This is a genomic window from Streptomyces arenae, assembly GCF_022343545.1.
GTDB lineage: Bacteria > Actinomycetota > Actinomycetes > Streptomycetales > Streptomycetaceae > Streptomyces > Streptomyces humi.
The window spans coordinates 156,485-176,536 of sequence record NZ_JAKQYH010000047.1; the positions used below are offsets into that span (position 1 = coordinate 156,485).

The following is a 20,052-nucleotide window of genomic DNA, read 5'->3' on the forward strand; positions in this document are numbered from 1 at the left end:
TCGTCACGCCAGCGGTGCCGGGACGTACGGCGCGAGGTCCGACGCCAGTTCCTCGTGCACGCGGACCTTGAGGAGGGTGCCCTCGGCGGTGTGCTCCTCCGAGAGGACCTCGCCCTCGTTGTGGGCGCGAGCGACCAGCTTGCCGTGCGTGTACGGGACCAGGGCCTCGATCTCGACCGACGGGCGGGGCAGGTCGTTGTCGAGGAGGGCCAGCAGTTCGTCGATGCCCTGGCCCGTGCGGGCCGAGACGGCGATGGACCGCTTCTCGACGCGAAGCAGGCGCTGGAGGACCAGGGGGTCCGCCGCGTCCGCCTTGTTGATCACGACGATCTCGGGTACGTCGGTGGCGCCGACGTCCCTGATCACCTCGCGCACGGCGGCCAGCTGCTCCTCCGGAGCCGGGTGCGAGCCGTCGACCACGTGCAGGATCAGGTCGGAGTCGCCGACCTCCTCCATGGTGGAGCGGAACGCCTCGACCAGGTGGTGGGGCAGGTGGCGGACGAATCCGACGGTGTCCGCCAGGGTGTACAGGCGGCCGCCGGGGGTCTCGGCCCGGCGGACCGTCGGGTCCAGGGTCGCGAACAGGGCGTTCTCGACCAGGACACCGGCGCCCGTGAGGCGGTTGAGCAGGGAGGACTTGCCGGCGTTGGTGTAGCCCGCGATGGCGACGGACGGCACCTTGTTGCGACGGCGCTCCTGGCGCTTGATCTCGCGGCCGGTCTTCATGTCCGCGATCTCCCGGCGCATCTTCGCCATCTTCTCGCGGATCCGGCGCCGGTCCGTCTCGATCTTGGTCTCACCGGGGCCACGCGTGGCCAGGCCGCCGCGACCGCCACCCATCTGCCGGGACAGTGACTGACCCCAGCCTCGCAGCCGCGGCAGCATGTACTGCATCTGCGCGAGCGCGACCTGCGCCTTGCCCTCCCGAGACTTGGCGTGCTGGGCGAAGATGTCCAGGATCAGGGCGGTCCGGTCGATGACCTTGACCTTGACGACGTCCTCCAGCTGGATCAGCTGGCCGGGGCTCAGCTCACCGTCGCAGATGACCGTGTCGGCGCCGGACTCGAGGACGATGTCGCGCAGCTCCAGGGCCTTGCCGGAGCCGATGTAAGTGGCCGCGTCGGGCTTGTCGCGGCGCTGGATGACGCCGTCGAGCACCAGCGCGCCCGCCGTCTCGGCGAGGGCAGCGAGTTCCGCGAGGGAGTTGTCCGCGTCCTGTGCGGTGCCCGAGGTCCACACCCCGACCAGTACGACCCGCTCCAGTCGGAGCTGTCGGTACTCGACCTCGGTGACGTCCTCGAGTTCGGTGGAGAGGCCCGCGACACGGCGCAGGGCCGCGCGCTCGGAGCGGTCGAACTGGTCGCCGTCCCGCTCTCCGTCGATCTCGTGGCTCCAGGCGACGTCCTCTTCCATCAGGGCATCGGCCCGAAGACCGTCGGGGTAGTCCTGCGCGAGGCGCCTGGTGTCCTGGGAAGGGGAAGAAGAGGAGGTCATTGGGTCCTTAGTGTCGATGGGAATGCCGGTGCCGGCGGTTGTTGCGCCGACACCTCTTCAACGTACGAGTACCCCGGGAGATTCCCGGTGACCCGTGCAGCGCCGGCCCCATGATGGTCGCACGGTGGGCGCCGCCTCGGCACCGTGTTATTGCCGGGGCGTCATTGCCGGGGCCGGCCCCGCCGTTTTTCCGGGGCCGGCCCCGTCGTCACTTGTGGGCCTTGCGCGGCTGCTTGGCCGGGACCTGCTTCCAGTCCGGGTGACCGGGCATCGGCGGGGTCTTCTCGCCGTACAGCCAGGCGTCGAAGAAGCCGGTGAGGTCACGTCCGGCGATCGCGGAGGCCAGCTGGACGAAGTCGGCCGTGGTGGCGTCGCCGTCCTTGTGGCGCTGTACCCAGATCCGCTCCAGACGCTCGAAGGCCGGCCTGCCGATCTCCTGGCGCAGGGCGTAGAGGGCGAGGGCCGCGCCGTCGTAGATGTTCGGCCGGAAGATGCTGATCTTCTGGCCCGGTGCGGGGGCCTTGGGCCGCGCGGGCGGGCCGCCGGCGGCGCGCCAGGCGTCGGACTGGCCGTAGGCCGCCTTCATGCGGTCGATCATGGGGTGGTGGCCCTTCTCCTCCGCGTACAGCTCCTCGTACCAGGTGGCGTGGCCCTCGTTGAGCCAGACGTCCGACCACACGCGCGGGCTGACGCTGTCGCCGAACCACTGGTGGGACAGCTCGTGCACCATGATCGACTCGATGTACCACTTGGGGTAAGCGGGTTCGGCGAACAGGTTCTTCTCGAAGAGGGAGAGGGTCTGGGTCTCCAGCTCGAACCCGGTGGCCGCCTGTGCCATGAGCACGCCGTACGTCTCGAACGGGTACGGTCCGACCTTGCCCTCGAGCCAGGCGATCTGGTCCGGGGTCTTGGCCAGCCAGGGTTCGAGCTTCTTGGCGTCGGCGCTGGGGACGACGTCACGGACCGGCAGCCCGTGCGGCCCCTTGCGGTGCACTACGGCGGAGCGGCCGATGGAGACCTGGGCCAGTTCGGTGGCCATGGGGTGCTGGGTGCGATAGGTCCAGGTGGTCCGGCCGCCGGTGCGGACCGATTCGGTGGGCAGGCCGTTGGCGACGACCGTGTAGGCGTCGGGGGCGGTCACGTGGAAGGTGAACATCGCCTTGTCGGACGGGTGGTCGTTGCACGGGAAGACCAGGTGGGCGGCGTCCGCCTGGTTGGCCATGGCGAGCCCGTCGGTGGTGCGCACCCAGCCGCCGTCCTGGTCCTTGGCGGGCACCGGGTCGCTGGTGTGCCGGACCGTGATGCGCGTCCAGCCGCCCCGCCGCAGCGGCCGGTCCGGTGTGACGACCAGGTCCTCGCCGGCACTGGCGTACGCGGCGGGCCGGCCGTCGACCGCCACGGACTCGACCTTGCCGTGCGCGAAGTCGAGGTTGAGCCGGTCCAGGTCAGCCGTGGTGACCGCGTCGATGGTCGTGACGGCTTGCAGCGGCTTGCTGTTGCTGCCGGAGTAGGTGAAGGAGAGGTCGTACGACGCCACGTCGTACCCCGGGTTGCCGAGGTACGGGAAGAGCCGGTCGCCGAGGCCCAGCTGGGCCGGCGGTGCGCTCGCGCCGAGGAGGGCGACGGAGACGGCGGAGGCGAGGAGGGCGGCGGCCCGCCGGTGCCTGAGCGGGCGGGTGCGGAGGGTGAGCGGCATGGACCACCGCTACCAGCGCGTTCGCGACGTACGGTGACGACTCGCGACCAAACCACCCGAACGGGTAGGTCACCGGTATTTCGTTCGGCTCACTCCGGTGACGTGCCTGGTGAGGACGGCATCACTGGTGTCGCGCCCGGCCCACGTCGTACACGCCGGGCACGTTGCGCATCGCGCGCATCAGGGTCGGCAGGTGGGCCGCGTCGGGGAGCTCCACCGTGTAGGTGTGGCGGACGCGCTGCTGGGTGGGCGGTTCCACGGTCGCCGAGACGATCTCGGCGCCCTCCTGGGCCATCGCCTCGGTGAGGTCGGCGAGCAGATGGGGGCGGCCGAACGATTCGGCGACCAGGGTGACCCGGCAGCCCGAGCTGTCGCCCCAGCTCACGGCCACCTCCGGGCGGCCGGTGCCCTTCATGTGGGCCACCGCGGCGCACTCCATCCGGTGCACGGTGACCACTCCCCCGCGTACCGCGAAACCGGTGACCTCGTCGGGCGGTACGGGGGTGCAGCAGCCCGCCAGCCGTACGGCCGCCTCCGGGCGGTCGACGACCACGGCGCTGGCGGTACGCGGGGCGGGTGCCTGGGGCTCGGGCACGGGACGGCTCGGCACGGGGGCCGGCAGCTCCTCCGCGGCGGTCGTCGGGTGGGTGGCGAGCCAGCGCTGGATGGCGATGCGCGCGGCGGGCGTGTGGGCGTGCTCCAGCCACTCCCGGGAGGGCTCGGAGGCGGGGTCCTGGCCCATCAGGAGCTGGACGGTGTCGCCGTCCTTCAGGACCGTGCTGAGGGTCGCGAGGCGGCCGTTGACGCGGGCGCCGATGCAGGCGTGGGCGTCCTCGCCGTACTGGGCGTAGGCGGCGTCGACGCAGGTGGCGCCCTCGGGGAGGCCGAGGGTGCCGCCGTCGGGGCGGAAGACGGTGATCTCGCGGTCCTGGGCGAGGTCCTCGCGCAGGGTGGACCAGAAGGTGTCGGTGTCGGGCGCGGCCTTCTGCCAGTCGAGGAGACGGGAGAGCCAACCGGGGCGGGTGGGGTCGGCGCGTTCGCCGTCGGCGGCGTCGTCGGCGGTGTCCGCGGCGGGCGCGTCGGCGGCCTGCGCGTAGGGGTTGCCGAGGGCGACGACCCCCGCCTCGGCGACCTTGTGCATCTGGTGGGTGCGGATGAGGACCTCGGCGACCTGCCCGTCGGGGCGGGCGACCGCCGTGTGGAGCGACTGGTACAGGTTGAACTTCGGTACCGCGATGAAGTCCTTGAACTCCGAGACCACCGGGGTCAGACAGGTGTGCAGTTCACCGAGGACGGCGTAACAGTCCGCGTCCTCGTTGACCAGCACCAGCAGCCGGCCGAAGTCGCAGCCGCGCAGTTCGCCGCGCTTGCGGCTGACACGGTGGACGGAGACGAAGTGCCGGGGGCGGATGAGGACCTCGGCCGGGATGTCGGCCTCGCGCAGCACCGCGCGCACCTCGTCGGCGATGTCGGCGAGGGGGTCGTCCGCGCGGGCGGTGTTCTCCGCGATCAGCTCGCGGGTGTGGGCGTACTCCTCGGGGTGCAGGATCGCGAAGACCAGGTCCTCCAGCTCGGTCTTGAGCGCCTGCACGCCGAGCCGTTCGGCGAGCGGGATGAGGACGTCCCGGGTCACCTTGGCGATGCGGGCCTGTTTCTCGGGGCGCATCACGCCGAGGGTGCGCATGTTGTGCAGCCGGTCGGCGAGCTTGATCGACATCACCCGGACGTCGCTGCCGGTGGCGACGAGCATCTTCCGGAACGTCTCGGGTTCGGCGGCGGCCCCGTAGTCGACCTTCTCGAGCTTGGTCACCCCGTCGACCAGGTAGCGGACCTCCGCGCCGAACTCCTCCCCCACCTGGTCGAGCGTCACCTCGGTGTCCTCGACGGTGTCGTGGAGCAGAGAGGCGGTCAGGGTCGTGGTCTCGGCGCCGAGTTCGGCGAGGATCAGCGTCACCGCGAGCGGGTGCGTGATGTACGGCTCGCCGCTCTTGCGCATCTGGCCGCGGTGCGACGACTCGGCCAGCACGTAGGCGCGGCGCAGCGGTTCGAGGTCGGCGTCGGGGTAATGGGCGCGGTGCGCCTCGGCGACGTGGCCGATGGCGTCCGGCAGTCTGCCGCGGGCGGCGTTGCCGAGCAGCGCGGCCAGTCCGAGTCGACGCAGGTCGATCCGGGGGCGGGCCTTCCTGCGGGCCACTGTGGGCACTACAGGACCGGGCGTCGCAGGGTTCGTGGCCTCCGCACTCATGGGCACACCTCCGGCTCGTGGACCGGCGGACGGGGCCCCAGGGCATACGTGGCTCAGGGATTGGCGACGTCCCCCCGTCCGTGCCGGTGCTTGATGCTATCGAGCCCGTCGCGCCCGATTGACCGCCTCCCGCCGAGCGTGAAACGGATCACCCCATCGAGCGACGATTTGGAGGTTTACGATTTTGCGCCACCTGTTCGGCGGGTGGCCGGTGTTTCTCGCCACCGAGGCCGAGCGGGGCCGTGGATCCGGGTGCGGTACGACGCCCCGGACCACGGTTCACTACGTGCGGTCAGCTCAACGGACGGCGTTTTCCAGCCATTCGGCGTCGATCTCGCCCGCGGCCACGATCACGGCGGGGCCGGTCATCTCGATCTCACCGTCGGGCCGTTCCGTGATGACGAGCCGTCCGCCGGGCAGATCCACGGTGTACGTCGCCGGAATCCCGGTGACCGCCGGGTCGGCTCCGTCGCGGCGGGCCGCGGCCACGGCGACCGCGCAGGCGCCGGTGCCGCAGGAGCGGGTCTCACCGGAGCCGCGCTCGTGCACGCGCATCGCGACGTGACCGGGGCCACGGTCCACGACGAACTCGACGTTGACACCTTCGGGGTAGGCCGACGGCGGGCTGAAGGGCGGCGGGGTGTAGAGGTCGCCGGCCTCCGCGAGGTCCTCGACGAAGGCGACGGCGTGCGGGTTGCCCATGTTCACGTTCCGCGCGGGCCAGGCGCGGTCACCGACGCTCACTGTGACGTCCCCCTCGGGGAGCCGGGCGCGGCCCATGCCGACGGTGATGTCGCCGGCCTTGTCGATGTGGACGGACTTGACGCCACCCCGGGTGGCGACGGCGAGGTCGCCCTCGGTGACGTGACCGGCCTGCTGGAGGTAGCGGGCGAAGACGCGCACGCCGTTGCCGCACATCTCGGCGATCGAGCCGTCGCCGTTGCGGTAGTCCATGAACCACTCCGCTTCGGCGGCCATCCCCTTGGCCTCCGGGTGCGCGGCGGACCGTACGACGTGCAGCACGCCGTCGGCGCCGAGGCCGGCCCTGCGGTCGCAGAGGGCGGCCACGGCGGCCGGGGTGAGGTCGAGGGCGTTGTCCGGGTCCGGGACGATCACGAAGTCGTTCTCGGTGCCGTGGCCCTTGAGGAAGGGGATGCTCATTCTTCGAGGGTAGAGGAGCGTCGCGTGGTGCATGGGCTGCGGGCCCGGTGGGAGCTGGTCGCGCAGTTCCCGCGCCCCTTCGGGGCTCTCTGCCTCAGCGCAGTCGCGCCACGCGCCAGACGGCCAGGACCACCACGATCGCCACCAGGAGTACGTAGCCGATCACCACGCGCCAGTCGGGTCTCCGGCCCGAGCCCCTCGCCGGGACGCCCGGCCAGGTGTAGCCCACCCGGCGGGCGGCCGTCATGCCCCAGCCTGCCGCGCAGAAGCAGATCAGCAGGCCCAGCATGGCGATCACCGCGCCGCTGTCGCCGAAGTCGAAGGCCAGCGGGAACGCGAACATCAGGGAGCCGACCGCGGCCAGGCCCACGATGGGGGCCAGCTGCCACAGACGCAGGCGGCGCTGCGGGCGGAGTTCGACCTCGACCTCGGGGCCGCTCGCGAACATCTCCTCCGGTTCGGGGCCGTCGGCGGTCACGCCGCCGCCCACCGTGTCGTCCGGACCGTCCGAGCTCAGCCTGTCCTCAGGCTCCTCGGCCGCACTGGGCCCTACCGCGACGTGCTCGGCGTCTTGTGCGGTGTCGCGAGGGCCGGCCTCCATCGCCACGCGCCCTCCCAACCTAGGACTCCACTTGCGATCGAAGCTCGATGATGGCACGGCGCCGGAGGCCGGGATGACCGGTGGCGCATCCCGATGCCATGACGTGATCAGGCTGTGACCGGTCGTTCGACCAACGCCAGGGCCAGCCGCGGAAGTTCCTGGCGGTCCGCCGCGGCCCCACTCAACCAGTGCACCCGCGGGTCGCGCCTGAACCATGAATCCTGGCGGCGCGCGAAGCGCTTGGTGGCACGGACGGTCTCGGCCCGCGCCTCCGCTTCCGTGCACTCGCCGGCGAGCGCCGTGAGGACCTGCTGGTAGCCGAGGGCGCGCGACGCCGTGCGGCCCTCGCGCAGCCCGTGCGCCTCCAGTGCGCGCACCTCGTCCACGAGGCCCGCCTCCCACATCCGGTCGACGCGCAGCGCGATGCGCTCGTCGAGTTCGGGGCGGGCCACGTCGACGCCGATCTGGACGGTGTCGTACACCGAGTCGTGGCCGGGGAGGTTGGCGGTGAAGGGGCGGCCGGTGATCTCGATCACCTCCAGCGCGCGGACGATCCGGCGGCCGTTGCTGGGCAGGATGGCCCGCCCGGCCTCGGGGTCGGCGGCGGCCAGCCGGGCGTGCAGGGCGCCGGAGCCGCGCAGCGCGAGTTCCTCCTCCAGGCGGGCCCTGACCTCGGGGTCGGTACCGGGGAACTCCAGGTTGTCGACGGCGCCGCGGACGTAGAGCCCGCTGCCGCCGACCAGGATCGGCCAGCGGCCCTCGGCGAGCAGGGCGTCGATGCGGGCGCGGGCGAGCCGCTGGTACTCGGCGACGGAGGCCGTGACGCTCACGTCCCAGATGTCGAGGAGGTGGTGCGGTACCCCGGCACGCTCCTCGGGCGTCAGCTTGGCGGTGCCGATGTCCATCCCCCGGTACAGCTGCATGGAGTCGGCGTTGACGACCTCCCCGCCGAGCCGTTGGGCCAGGAAGACGCCGAGGTCCGACTTTCCGGCCGCGGTGGGGCCGACGACGGCGATGACACGGGGGGCGGAGGGTGCGCTGCTCACGGCACCAGTCTCGCAAACCTCGGAAGCGGCTCTCGAACGAGTTACGTGACGGTACATGTCCGGGCTTCGTTGCCGTTGCGAGGTTCCTGCCGCCCACGAGAGGCGGCGACCGGGGTGGCGCCGACGGGCGCACCGGGTCACGCGGGATTTCGCTCGCACGAGTAACGTATGGAGTGGATATGGGCGTTTTTGCACGGCTCCTCGGGAAGAAGTCGAAGGCGACGGAGGAGCCCGGCGCCGAGGTCACGGCCGGTGTCGAGCCGGCCGGGCCCGAAGTGGAGAACACGGCAGAAAACACGGCGGAGAACGCGACGGAGAGCGCGGCGCGGGAGACGGCCGAGGCGACGGCGGCGAAGGGCTCCGGCTCGACGGAGGGCGACGCCGGCGGTCACAGCGACGGCAGTGACGCCGACGGCAGTCTCGCCGACGGCGGCCACGGCGGTGTGGACGCGCGGACGGAGCCGGAGCCGGAGCCCGCCGACGCGGTCACGGCCGACGAGAGCACCGAGATCCCCAAGCAGCAGTCGGCGCGGGAAGCCGCCGACAACGAAGCCGGCGAGAACGCCCGCACATAGCGGCCCGCGCGGGAAGCCACAGGGAAGGTAACCATGGGTCTTTTGGAGAATTTGAAGGCCAAGCTCGCCCCGGCCAAGGACAAGGCCTCGCACCTCGCGCAGCAGCACGAGGACAAGATCGACAAGCTCCAGCACGGCATGGACAAGGCCGCGCGGGTCGTCGACGAGAAGACCAAGGGCAAGTACAGCGACAAGATCCAGACGGGCACGGGCAGGGCCAAGCACGCGATGGACCGGTTCGTGCACCCGGACGCCATGGGCGGCACGGCGCCGGTGGACGCCACCACCCCGACGCGGCCGGAGGGTCCGCCGCCGGCTTCCTGAGCCGGGCGGGTCCCGTTGATCGGCGGACGGCCGAGAGCCACCGGGCTCCCGGCCGTCCGCCGTTCCACGGGCTCCCGGCCTGCCCGTCGTTCCGCGGGCTCCGGCCGTCCGCCGTTCCGCGGGGGCGTCTCAGGACCAGGTCGCGACGAGGTAGCCGACGCCGTACGGCGCGTCGTCGTAGAGCAGCGCGCCAGCGAGACCGGCGCCCTCGGCCGCACCGGCGAGGACCTGCCAGGGCGCGCGGCCGGAGGCCTTGAGGCGGAACGCCAGGCCGGTGTCGAGGTCCTTGATCGCCGCGAGGTCCGCGGTGCCGAGGGCCCGGGCCGCCTCGGCGTCGAAGGGGGCGGCCCGCTCGTCGAGGTAGCCGGGCGCCTTGAGGGTGCGGCAGGCGCTGGCGTCACCCATGACCAGCATCGCCACCCGGGCGGCCCGGCCGGCCAGCTCCCGGCCGGTCGCCACGCACCGGTCGGCCTCCAGGGGCTCGCCGACGCCGAGCGCCTCGACCGGCGCGCCGGCCCATCCGGCGCGCTCCAGCAGCCAGGCACCGACGGCGAGCGACCCGGGCAGCTCCCGCTCCCCGGCCGCGCCGTCGCCGGTCCGTCCGCCCGCCGGCGGCCCCGCTCCCAGGTGTACGTCGATCCCGACGCCGTAGCCGCGGAAGGTGCCCCTGCTGCCCTGGGGGAACACGCCGCGGCCGGGCCGCTCGGCGGGGCCGACGACGAGCAGCAGGTCGGGGCGGGCCGCGGCGAGCACGCCGAGCGCGTCGGCGCAGGCGGCACGGGCCGTGTCCAGCTCGGGTGCGGCGCCCGCCGCGACCTCGGGGACGAGGAGCGGCGGACAGGGGCAGACGGCGGCTGCGACAAGCATGAACGGCAGCCTACGTCCGGGCACCACGGTTCAACGCCGGCCGTGCCCGGACCGTGTCGTTCAGGACAGGCCGTGCCCTGAGCGTGGCGGGCGTTCAGTGCGCCGCGCAGCCTCCCGTGGCCACCGGCAGCGGCTCCGGTACGCCGATCTTCGGGAGGCCCAGCATGACACCGGCCGGCGGGGCCGTCTCCGCCGCGTTCCGCTTCTCCCAGGCGTCGCCCGCGCGGGTGCGGCGCACGGCGAGTGTCGGGCCCTCGGCGAGCAGGTGGTGCGGGGCGGCGTAGGTGATCTCGACCGTGACGACGTCGCCGGGGCGGACGTCCTGGTCCGGCTTGGTGAAGTGGACCAGGCGGTTGTCGGGTGCGCGGCCGGAGAGCCGGTGGGTGGCGCCGTCCTTGCGGCCCTCGCCCTCGGCGACCATCAGCTCCAGGGTGCGGCCGACCTGCTTCTTGTTCTCGTCCCAGGAGATCTCCTCCTGGAGGGCGACGAGACGCTCGTAGCGCGCCTGGACGACCTCCTTGGGGATCTGGCCCTCCATGGTGGCGGCCGGGGTCCCGGGGCGCTTGGAGTACTGGAACGTGAAGGCCTGGGTGAAGCGGGCCTCGCGGACCACGTGCAGGGTCTGCTCGAAGTCCTCCTCGGTCTCGCCGGGGAAGCCCACGATGATGTCGGTGGTGATCGCGGCGTGCGGGATCGCGGCCCGCACCTTCTCGATGATCCCGAGGTAGCGCTCCTGCCGGTAGGAGCGGCGCATGGCCTTGAGCACGGTGTCCGAGCCGGACTGGAGCGGCATGTGGAGCTGGGGCATGACGTTCGGCGTCTCGGCCATGGCGGCGATGACGTCGTCGGTGAAGTCGCGCGGGTGCGGGGACGTGAACCGCACCCGCTCCAGGCCCTCGATGGTGCCGCACGCCCGCAGCAGCTTGCTGAACGCCTCGCGGTCGCCGATGTCGGAGCCGTACGCGTTGACGTTCTGCCCGAGCAGCGTGATCTCGCTGACGCCCTCCGCCACCAGGGCCTCGATCTCGGCGAGGATGTCGCCGGTACGGCGGTCCTTCTCCTTGCCGCGCAGGGCCGGGACGATGCAGAAGGTGCAGGTGTTGTTGCAGCCGACGGAGATCGAGACCCAGGCGGCGTAGGCGCTCTCGCGCCGGGTCGGCAGGGTGGAGGGGAAGGCCTCCAGCGACTCGGCGATCTCGACCTGCGCCTCCTCCTGGATGCGAGCGCGCTCCAGCAGCACCGGCAGCTGGCCGATGTTGTGCGTGCCGAAGACCACGTCGACCCAGGGGGCCCTCTTCACGATGGTGTCGCGGTCCTTCTGCGCGAGGCAGCCGCCCACCGCGATCTGCATCCCGGGCCGGTCCGCCTTCCTGGGCGCGAGCCGGCCGAGGTTGCCGTACAGCCGGTTGTCGGCGTTCTCGCGGACGGCGCAGGTGTTGAAGACGACCACGTCGGCGTCGCCGTCGGCGTCCTCGGGTGCCCGCACGTACCCGGCCTCCTCCAGCAGGCCGGACAATCGCTCGGAGTCGTGGACGTTCATCTGGCACCCGTAAGTGCGCACTTCGTAGGTCTTGGGTGCCTGAACGTCCACTACCGGGCTCCGGTCGCTGCTGCTGGTCATGCGTCCAGGGTAGGCGGTCCCGGACGGGCGCCCGTCCGGGACCGCCCGGGACCGCCCGGGACCGCCCAGGGCCGTCGGGGGCGGGTCGGCCGGTGGCGTCGACCGGCTTGAACAGGGTGCCGTCGGTGCACACCGGGCCGAGCTCGTGGTCGGCGACCGCCGAAGGGGCCGGCGACGGTGCCGCCGTCGGCATCGCCTCGCCCAGACCCGCGGCCGGGGCGTCGGGTTCGGCCCGGACGGCCACCCGGGCGCGACGCTCCGGCCCGCCACGGGGGCACGTGATTGGTTGCGCTGTGCACCTTCTCATGCGTGGGGAGCCTCTGCCGCAGGTAGCGTCTGGAGCAGCCGACGTGGCGGCTGCTCCGGCCGCCGCCCGAAGCCCGTGCCACGCAAGGAGAACGACCGTTGTCCCTCTCGACCGCGCCCCGGGGCGGTTACTTCGAACCGATCGACGACCACCGCTACAAGCCGACGGCGCACGCGGGCGGCGCCTGGGACCCGGACGAGCAGCACTTCAGCCCGCTGGGCGGACTCGTCGTCCACGCCATCGACCGGCACCGGGCGGCCGGCCCTGACGACGGCCTGGTCCTGTCGCGGATCAGCTACGACATCCTCGGCCGCCTGGCCCTGGACGAGTGCGAGATCCGGGTGGAGACCGTCCGCCCCGGCCGGACCATCGAACTGGTCGAAGCGGTCGTACGCATCGCGGGCCGGCCGGTCGTGCGGGCCCGCGCCTGGCTGCTGGCCGGCCTCGACACCACCGGGGTCGCGGGCGGCCCCGACGACCGGCCGGCCGCACCCGAGTCGCTGGACTCCTGGCGGATGTCCGACGTCTGGCCCGGCGGCTACATCTCCTCCCTGGACGTCCGCCCGGTCGCCCCGCCCCGCCCCGGTCGTACCACCGCCTGGATCTCCACGCCGCTGGACCTGGTGGCGGGCGTCCCGGTGAGCCCGCTCGCCTCCTATATGGCGCTGGTCGACACCGCCAACGGCATCGCCGCCCGGCAGCCGCCCGGGCAGTGGATGTTCCCCAACGTCGACCTGACCGTCCACCTGCACCGGCAGCCGCGCGGCGACTGGACCGGACTGGACACCACGGTCACCTTCGGCCCCACCGGTCAGGGCCTCACCAGCACGGTCCTGTACGACGTGGACGGCCCGGTGGGCCGGGCCGAGCAGATCCTCACTGTCCGCCCGCTGCCCGTCACGCCTTGACGGCCCCGGAGAGCATGCCCGAGATGAAGTGGCGCTGCAGGAAGACGTAGAGCGCGACGACCGGCAGGGCGACGATGATCGAGGCGGCGGCGAGCAGGGAGTACTGGGTGGTGTGCTCGCTCTGGAAGAAGGCGAGGCCGAGCGGGGCGGTGCGCTTGTTCTCGTCGGTGATCATGACGAGAGGGAGCAGGAACTCGTTCCACGTCCACATGAAGACCAGCATCGCCATGGTCAGCAGGGCGGGACGGCTGGTGGGGACGAGGATCCGCCACAGGAGCCGCCAGTCCGTCGCGCCGTCGAGCCGGGCCGCCTCGATGATGCTGACCGGCACCGAGCGGAAGAAGTTCCGCATCCAGAAGACGCCGAAGGCGAGGGACTGCGCCGTCTGCGGCAGGATCAGCGCCCAGTAGGAGTCGGTGAGGCCGGCGTCGCGCAGGTTGAAGTAGAGCGGGATGACGAACGCCTCGGGCGGCACCATCAGGCCGACCAGGGTGACGTAGAAGAGCAGTGACCGGCCGGGGTAGTCGAAGAGGGCGAAGGAGAAGCCGGCCAGGACGGCGAGGACGGCCGTCAGGACCACGACGGAGACCGCGACCAGGACGCTGGAGCCCAGGTAGCCGGCGAAGTGGCCCTGCCGCCAGGCGGTGGCGAAGTTGCCGAGGTCGAGGTGGTGGGGCCAGGTGAAGGTCGGGGAGGCCTGTGCGGCGGGGGTGAGGGCCGAGGCCACCACGCCGATCAGCGGTATCAGGGCCAGCGCGGCGAAGACGGTCAGGACGGCGTAGTTGAGCGCGCGTTCGCGTGCGGAGATCATGTCCCGTCCTCCTCGGGCTGGAGCTTGGTGATCAGGAAGGTGATGAGCAGGATCAGCACGGTCAGCACCACGGCGACGGCGCACGCCGAACCGACCTGGCCGGTACCGAAGGCCCGGTTGTAGACCTCGAAGGCGGGCAGGCTGGTGGCGTTGCCGGGGCCGCCGTGGGTGGCGACGTACACCAGGTCGAAGGTCTTCAGGGCGGCGATCACGGTGAGCGTGAGGGCCACGGTGATCTGGCCGCGCAGTCCGGGCAGCGTGACGGCGAGGAACTCCCGTACGGCGCCCGCCCCGTCGAGCTTGGCCGCCTCGTACAGCTCGCCGGGGATCTGGCCGATGCCGGCGATGAACAGCACCAGGCACAGGCCGATCTCCAGCCAGGTGCCGATGAGTCCGACGGACGGCAGGGCGGTGGTGAAGTCGCCGAGCCAGGGGCGGGCGACCGCGTCGAGGCCGATCGCGCGCAGGGCGGTGTTCAGGACGCCGTCGGGGGCGTAGATCGCCGTCCAGGCGGTCGCGGTGACGACCATGGCGATCACCTGGGGCAGGAAGATCAGCGCACGGAAGACCGAGACTCCGCGCAGCCGGGAGGCGCGGGTGGTGATCGCGGCCAGCAGCAGGGCGAGCCCGATCGGCAGGACGGAGAAGAAGAGGATGAGGACCAGGGAGTGCAGGAACCCGGCGCGCAGCTGCGGATCGCGGGCGATCTCGGTGTAGTTGGCGAACCCTGCCCAGGTGGAGGCGGAGACGCCGTCCCAGTGGAAGAGGGAGATCTGGACCAGCTGGCCGAGCGGGACGAGGAGGAAGACCGTGAGGACGGTCAGGGCGGGAAGGGCGTAGAGGTAGCCCTTCCACTGGATCCGGCCGCGGCGCCGGGCCGGGCGCCCGCCGGGGGCGTCGGCCGGGCGCTTGCGTGCCGTCGGGCGGGATGCGGTGACAGCCATGAGGGGGGTGCGCCTTAGCTGCCCTGCTGGAACCGGGCGTAGTCGGACTGGAGCCGGGCGCCGAACGCCTGCGGGGTGAGCTGCCCCGCGGTCAGTTCCTGGACGGCGGCGGTGAGGGTGTCGTAGAAGGTCGGGGTGGTGTAGTCGAGGTAGGGCAGCAGGCCGTCCTTCTCGCTGACCGCCTTCCACTGGGCGAGGATGTCGGCGTCGACGGTGCCCGCGGCGGGCTGGTAGTCGGCCCCCGGCAGGGCGGGCAGGTTGCCGTGGTCGGCGAGGACCTTCATGCCGTTGCTGTCGACGAGGAAGTCGATGTAGGCGGCGGCCACGTCCGGGTGCTTGGACTTGGCGGTCATGGCCCAGGCGAGGCCCTCGCCGCCCTGGGTGAGCGGGGGCTGTCCGGCGGCCGGGCTGAGCGCGGTGAAGCCGACGTTCGTCTTCATCCTGGGTTCGAGTACGGCGGCCTGCCAGGTGCCGTCGACCAGGAAGAGCGACTTGCCGGCGGCGAAGTCCGCGACCGCCTGGTCCTTGCTCTCGCCGTTGAAGCCGGAGCCGAGGTAGCCCTTGTCCGCCCAGCCGCGCAGGGTGGTGGCCGCCTTCAGGCTGCCCGGGTCGGTCCACTTGGCGCCGCCCTCGTCGAAGACGAGCTTGCGGACCTCGGCCTTGCCGGCGGTGGCCGCCTGGACGACGCCGAAGATGTGGATGCCGGGGCTCTTGTCCGCGTCGCCGTAGGAGAGGGGCTGGAGGCCGGACGACTTGGCCTTGGCGAGGGCGGTCTCGAAGCCGGCCAGGGTGGTGGGGGCGGCCAGGCCGAGGGACTTGAGCTTGGCCTTGTTGTAGTAGATGCCGACGATCTCGCCGGTCTGGGAGACGCCGAAGAGGCTGCCGGTCTTCCAGGTCCTGCCGTCGGTGGAGAAGCGGTTGAGGTCGAGCAGCTGGGCGGGGAACGCGGTGTCCCAGCCGTAGACCTTGGCGTAGCTGTCGACGGGCTGGAGCAGGCCCGCCTTCACGAAGGCGCCCATGTCGGGGTAGCCCTGGTTGGCCTGGACGACGTCGGGCGGGTTGGCCGAGGAGAGGGCCAGCTTCAGGGTCGTCTTCAGGTCGGAGAAGGAGCGGGAGACCCGCTTGACGGTGACGTTCGGGTACTTCGCCATGAACGCCTTGTTCAGCGCCTCGGTGGAGGCGTCGGTGCCCGGGTCGGTGTTCTGGTCCCACTCGGTGAGAGTGACCTTCCCGGCCTTGGCGACGTCCGTGGACACCGGGCCCGCGGTCCTGGTCGCGCCGCCGGCCGACGCGTTGCCGCTGGGGCCGGGTGCACAGGCCGCGACGGCCGTGAGCAGCCCGGTGACGAGGGTGGCCGCGGCGACGGCACGCCGGGCGGAACGGCCTCGGGTTCTCTCGGTCATGGAGTGGTCCTCCTGGTGCTGGTACTGGTGGTCGTGCCGGTGCTGCGGGGACGGTTCGGGGGTGCTGCGGGGGCGGTGCGGGAGTGGTGAGGGGGGCGGCTTCGGGGGTGGTGAGGGTGGTGGGGTGTCGACGCGGGTGCGTCGCACGCGTCCGCGCGGGTCAGCGCAGGATCGTGCGGATCCGCTCGGCGTCGTCGTCGGGGATGCCGGGGGTCCGGGCCAGGAAGGCGGCGACGGCCGCCCGGTGCGGGGCGCCGGCCGCGCCGCCCAGGGTGCGCACCGACAGGGCGGCGCAGAGTCCGGCGAACCGGAGCCGGGTGGACAGCGGCCAGCCGTGGCCGAGGCCGGTGACGAGGGCGGCGGTGAAGACGTCGCCGGCACCGGTGGGGTCGACGGCGGTCACGCGCGGAGCGGGGACGCGGACCAGTTCACCGGTGTCCCCGGCGACGGCGACGGCGCCGCGCGGGCCGTCGGTCACCACGACCTCGGCGACCAGGCCGTCCAGGACCTTCACGGCCTCCTCGACCGTGCCGGTGCGGGTGTAGCCGGTGGCCTCCACCGCGTTGCACACGAAGACGTCGACCTCGGCGAGCCGGTCGAGCACCTCGGGCGACCAGCGGCCGGTGGGGTCCCAGCCGACACCGCCGACCACCCGGGTGCCCGCGGCTCGCAGCCGGGCTACCCAGCCGGGCAGCGGCTTGCCGAGGGTGAGCTGGGCGAAGCGGACGTCCGGCAGGTCGCCCTCCCACACGTCGGGGCGCCGGGCCCCTGCCTCCTCGTAGGTGATGAAGGTGCGGTCGTGCTCGTTGGTCGCGGCGACCGTGACGGGGGTCTGCACGGCCGGGTCGCGGCGGAGCCAGGTGAGGTCCAGGTTCTCCTCACGGGCGAGTTCGGCCACCACGTGGTCGCCGAGGAAGTCGGTGCCGAGCACGGCGCACAGTCCGGTGCGCAGCCCCAGCCGGGCGGCGGCCACACCCCGGGTGGCGGTGCCGCCGGGGACGACGGCGAACCGGTCCGCGTACACCTCGCCGCCCGTGGTGGGCAGGTGCGGGATGCCGGCGAATACGAGGTCGCAGAAGACTTCGCCGGCGAAGAGCACATCGAGCACGGAAACCGCCTCCGTCGGGTGCCGCCACATGAAGTGCTCAACTATGAGCACCGCCGTCACTGGATGACAAGAGTCAGTCAGTTACGAGCAGATTTCCCTGGGCGTCATGACTGAAGTCACTCATCCGGTGCTATGTTCATTGCGTGACTTCACGCAACCGCCACGCGAAGATCGTGGAATCCCTGCGCACGACCGGGGTCGCCTCGGTGCGCGAGCTAGCCGAGCGGCTCCAGGTCAGCGAGTCCACGATCCGCAGGGACCTGATCGAACTCGACCGCAACGGCGAACTGGTGCGCACCTACGGGGGCGCCGCCATGTCCCCGCGCGCCGTCCTGGACGGCTCCGCCCAGGAACCGGAGGAGGCCGAGGTCCCCTTCGACGTGGTCGCCACCCGCGACCAGGCGATGAAGGAGGCCATCGCGGAGGAGGCCGTGAAACTCGTCGAGGACGACAGCGTGGTCGTCCTGGACATCGGCACCACCCCCCAGGCCATCGCCCGCAGGCTGCGTGGACGCCCGGTCACGGTCATCACCAGCAGCCTCGCCGTGCTCGACGAACTGCGGCACGACGACGCGGTGCGGCTGGTGATGCTGGGCGGGGTGCTGCGCCGCAACTACCAGTCCCTGGTGGGGTCCCTGACCGAACAGGCACTGCGCCAGGTCAGCGCCGACGTGCTCTTCCTGAGCTGCACGGGAGTGCGGCCGAGCGGTCACGTGGTGGACAACATGGCGGTCGAGGCGCCGCTGAAGCAGGCCATGATCGAGACGGCCGGGCAGGTCGTCCTGGTCGCCGCCGAGACCAAGTTCCCGGGCAGCGGATCGCTGCGCGTGTGCCCGCTGTCGGACATCGACGTCCTGATCACGACCGGCGGTGCCGATCCCGACACGCTCCAGCTCTGCCGCGAGGCGGGTGGAAAGGTGATACTCGCATGAAGTTGACCGTCCTCGGCGGCGGCGGATTCCGCGTGCCGTACGTCTACCAGGCCCTCCTGCACGACCAGGGCAGCCCCCGGATCGACGACGTCTGGCTCTACGACACCGATCCCGCCCGGCTCAAGGCGATGGCCGAGGTGCTCGCCCGGTTCGCCGACGGCCGCCCCGACGCGCCCCGGGTGACCGTCAGCACCTCGCTCGACGACGCCCTGGAAGGCAGCGACTTCGTGTTCGCGGCGATCCGGGTGGGCGGGCTCGCGGGCCGGACCTGCGACGAGCGGGTCGCCCTGGACCTGAACGTCCTCGGCCAGGAGACCACGGGACCGGGCGGACTCGCCTACGGCCTGCGCACCATCCCCGTGATGCTCGACATCGCGCACCGCGTGCGCAGGCTCGCGCCGAACGCGTACGTCATCAACTTCACCAACCCCGCCGGGATGATCACCGAGGCGATGCAGGGCGTCCTCGGCGACCGTGTCCTCGGCATCTGCGACACCCCCTCCGGCCTCGGCCGCCGGATCGCCACGACGCTCGGACTCGACCCCTCCCGGGCCCAGTTCGACTACGTCGGCCTCAACCACCTCGGCTGGATGCGCCGGGTCCTGCACGACGGCGAGGACGTGCTGCCCCGCCTGCTCGCCGACGACGAACGCCTCGGCGGCCTCGAAGAAGGGGTCGTCTTCGGCCGGGAGTGGCTGCGCGACCTCGGCCTGATCCCCAACGAGTACCTGTACTACTACTACTTCAACCGGGACGCCGTCCGCTCCATCCTGGACGCCCCGCAGACCCGCGGCGAGTTCCTCGCCCGCCAGCAGCGGGAGTTCTACGAGCGGGTGACCGAGGCCGCCGGCGGCTCCGCGGTGCGGCTGTGGCGGGACACCGTCGCCAACCGCAGCGCCAACTACATGGCCGAGGCCAAGGGGACGGTCCAGGGCGAGGCCGAGGCCGACGCGGACTTCCGGCCCGATCCCGCGCACCAGGGTTATGCCGGGGTCGCGCTCGCGGTGATGGCCGCGGTCAGCCGCAACGAGCGCGCCACGATGATCCTCAACGTCCGCAACGGCACGACCGTGTCCGCGCTCCCGGAGGACGCGGTCGTGGAGGTCCCGGTCACCGTCGACGCGAACGGCGTCCACCCGCTCACCATCACCCAGCCCGACCTGCACCAGGCCGGGCTGATGCAGCAGGTCAAGGCGGTCGAGCGGCTGACCGTCAGCGCGGCCGTGACCGGCTCCCGCTCCGACGCGCTCCAGGCGTTCGCGCTGCACCCCCTGGTCGACTCGGTCAACGTCGGCCGGCAGCTCCTCGACGGCTACATCGACCGCATCCCCGAGGTGGCGGCCGTGTTCGCGAACGGACGTGCCTGACATGGAAGTCGTCATCGTTCCGGACGCCGCGGCGGGTGGCGAGCTGATCGCCGAGGCCATGGCGCGGCTGCTGCGGCGCAGGCCGGACGCGCTGCTCGGGGTGGCCACCGGCTCGACCCCGCTGCCCGTCTACCAGGCCCTCGCCGCCAAGGTCCGCGCCGGTGCCGTGGACACCTCCCGGGCCCGGATAGCCCAGCTCGACGAGTACGTGGGCCTGCCCGCCGAGCACCCCGAGTCCTACCGCTCGGTGCTGCGACGCGAGGTGCTCGAACCCCTCGGGATCGCCATGGACGCCTTCCTCGGCCCCGACGGCACCGCCACCGACGTCCAGGCCGCCTGCGACGCCTACGACACGGCACTCGCCCAGGCCGGCGGCGTCGACCTCCAGCTCCTCGGAATCGGCACCGACGGCCACATCGGCTTCAACGAACCCTGCTCCTCACTCGCCTCCCGCACCCGCATCAAGACCCTCACCGAACAGACCCGCGTCGACAACGCCCGCTTCTTCGACGGAGACGTCGAACAGGTCCCCCACCACGTCATCACCCAGGGCATCGGGACCATCCTGGAAGCCCGGCACCTCGTCCTCCTCGCGACCGGTGAGGGCAAGGCCGACGCGGTCGCCGCGACCGTGGAAGGACC

At 72.1% G+C, this 20,052-nt stretch carries 18 protein-coding genes; 6 read left to right on the top strand and 12 right to left on the bottom strand.

Annotation, left to right across the window (positions count from 1 at the left end; translation table 11 throughout):
• Positions 1 to 3: 3 nt before the first annotated feature.
• The 6 genes from hflX to miaA all read right to left on the bottom strand — a co-directional run bounded on the left by hflX (position 4) and on the right by miaA (position 8,243).
• A complete protein-coding gene (hflX, locus tag MB828_RS21170; protein ID WP_301649555.1) occupies positions 4 to 1,494 on the bottom strand; it encodes a GTPase HflX in 1,491 nt (496 codons plus the stop codon).
• A gap of 208 nt (positions 1,495 to 1,702) precedes the next feature.
• Positions 1,703 to 3,190: a M1 family metallopeptidase gene (locus MB828_RS21175; RefSeq protein WP_301649556.1), complete on the bottom strand. Its 1,488-nt coding sequence runs from the start codon at positions 3,188 to 3,190 to the stop codon at positions 1,703 to 1,705.
• 121 nt (positions 3,191 to 3,311) lie between these two features.
• The gene (locus MB828_RS21180) at positions 3,312 to 5,435 is read right to left on the bottom strand and encodes a RelA/SpoT family protein (RefSeq protein WP_301649557.1); all 2,124 of its coding nucleotides are present in this window, start codon (positions 5,433 to 5,435) and stop codon (positions 3,312 to 3,314) included.
• A 297-nt stretch (positions 5,436 to 5,732) separates the two neighbouring features.
• Positions 5,733 to 6,596 carry a diaminopimelate epimerase gene (gene dapF / locus MB828_RS21185; RefSeq protein ID WP_301649558.1) on the bottom strand — a complete coding sequence of 288 codons (864 nt, stop codon included), beginning with the start codon at positions 6,594 to 6,596 and terminating at the stop codon, positions 5,733 to 5,735.
• Between the two features lie 94 nt (positions 6,597 to 6,690).
• Positions 6,691 to 7,197, bottom strand: coding sequence for a hypothetical protein (locus tag MB828_RS21190; protein WP_301649577.1), 507 nt, complete (start codon positions 7,195 to 7,197; stop codon positions 6,691 to 6,693).
• Between the two features lie 107 nt (positions 7,198 to 7,304).
• Positions 7,305 to 8,243, bottom strand: a complete 939-nt coding sequence (gene miaA / locus MB828_RS21195) for a tRNA (adenosine(37)-N6)-dimethylallyltransferase MiaA (protein WP_301649559.1) — start codon at positions 8,241 to 8,243, stop codon at positions 7,305 to 7,307.
• 179 nt (positions 8,244 to 8,422) lie between these two features.
• Here miaA and MB828_RS21200 point away from each other — a divergent pair, with 179 nt between their 5' ends.
• Both MB828_RS21200 and MB828_RS21205 read left to right on the top strand, forming a co-directional pair.
• On the top strand, positions 8,423 to 8,818 hold the full coding sequence (locus MB828_RS21200) for a hypothetical protein (RefSeq protein ID WP_301649560.1): 396 nt from the start codon (positions 8,423 to 8,425) through the stop codon (positions 8,816 to 8,818).
• A gap of 33 nt (positions 8,819 to 8,851) precedes the next feature.
• Positions 8,852 to 9,142, top strand: coding sequence for an antitoxin (locus tag MB828_RS21205; RefSeq protein WP_301649561.1), 291 nt, complete (start codon positions 8,852 to 8,854; stop codon positions 9,140 to 9,142).
• 129 nt (positions 9,143 to 9,271) lie between these two features.
• Here MB828_RS21205 and MB828_RS21210 read toward each other — a convergent pair whose 3' ends face one another.
• Both MB828_RS21210 and miaB read right to left on the bottom strand, forming a co-directional pair.
• On the bottom strand, positions 9,272 to 10,009 hold the full coding sequence (locus MB828_RS21210; RefSeq protein ID WP_301649562.1) for a class III extradiol dioxygenase subunit B-like domain-containing protein: 738 nt from the start codon (positions 10,007 to 10,009) through the stop codon (positions 9,272 to 9,274).
• A gap of 94 nt (positions 10,010 to 10,103) precedes the next feature.
• On the bottom strand, positions 10,104 to 11,630 hold the full coding sequence (miaB, locus tag MB828_RS21215) for a tRNA (N6-isopentenyl adenosine(37)-C2)-methylthiotransferase MiaB (protein WP_301649563.1): 1,527 nt from the start codon (positions 11,628 to 11,630) through the stop codon (positions 10,104 to 10,106).
• A 405-nt stretch (positions 11,631 to 12,035) separates the two neighbouring features.
• On the opposite strand from miaB, the gene MB828_RS21220 reads away from it, so the two are divergent.
• Positions 12,036 to 12,845 (top strand): thioesterase family protein, encoded by an 810-nt coding sequence (locus tag MB828_RS21220; RefSeq protein ID WP_301649564.1) that lies wholly within the window; start codon positions 12,036 to 12,038, stop codon positions 12,843 to 12,845.
• On the opposite strand, the gene MB828_RS21225 is transcribed toward MB828_RS21220, so the two are convergent.
• From MB828_RS21225 to MB828_RS21240, 4 genes are all read right to left on the bottom strand, one after another.
• The gene (locus MB828_RS21225) at positions 12,835 to 13,656 is read right to left on the bottom strand and encodes a carbohydrate ABC transporter permease (protein WP_133028142.1); all 822 of its coding nucleotides are present in this window, start codon (positions 13,654 to 13,656) and stop codon (positions 12,835 to 12,837) included. The two genes, MB828_RS21220 and MB828_RS21225, sit on opposite strands and share 11 nt — an antisense overlap.
• Entirely contained in the window at positions 13,653 to 14,600 is a 948-nt protein-coding gene (locus tag MB828_RS21230) for a carbohydrate ABC transporter permease (RefSeq protein ID WP_301649565.1), read from the bottom strand. The genes MB828_RS21225 and MB828_RS21230 overlap by 4 nt, the downstream gene beginning before the upstream one ends.
• 14 nt (positions 14,601 to 14,614) lie before the next feature.
• Complete coding sequence (locus tag MB828_RS21235; RefSeq protein WP_301649566.1) at positions 14,615 to 16,003, bottom strand: extracellular solute-binding protein; 1,389 nt, start codon at positions 16,001 to 16,003, stop codon at positions 14,615 to 14,617.
• Positions 16,004 to 16,163: 160 nt separating this feature from the next.
• Entirely contained in the window at positions 16,164 to 17,111 is a 948-nt protein-coding gene (locus MB828_RS21240) for a carbohydrate kinase family protein (RefSeq protein ID WP_301649567.1), read from the bottom strand.
• A gap of 143 nt (positions 17,112 to 17,254) precedes the next feature.
• On the opposite strand from MB828_RS21240, the gene MB828_RS21245 reads away from it, so the two are divergent.
• The 3 genes from MB828_RS21245 to MB828_RS21255 all read left to right on the top strand — a co-directional run.
• Positions 17,255 to 18,043 (top strand): DeoR/GlpR family DNA-binding transcription regulator, encoded by a 789-nt coding sequence (locus MB828_RS21245; RefSeq protein WP_165941694.1) that lies wholly within the window; start codon positions 17,255 to 17,257, stop codon positions 18,041 to 18,043.
• Complete coding sequence (locus MB828_RS21250; RefSeq protein ID WP_133028146.1) at positions 18,040 to 19,410, top strand: 6-phospho-beta-glucosidase; 1,371 nt, start codon at positions 18,040 to 18,042, stop codon at positions 19,408 to 19,410. Before MB828_RS21245 ends, MB828_RS21250 begins: the two co-directional genes overlap by 4 nt.
• 1 nt (position 19,411) lies before the next feature.
• Positions 19,412 to 20,052, top strand: a 641-nt coding sequence (locus MB828_RS21255; RefSeq protein WP_301649568.1) for a glucosamine-6-phosphate deaminase, incomplete at its 3' end; no start/stop codon positions are given.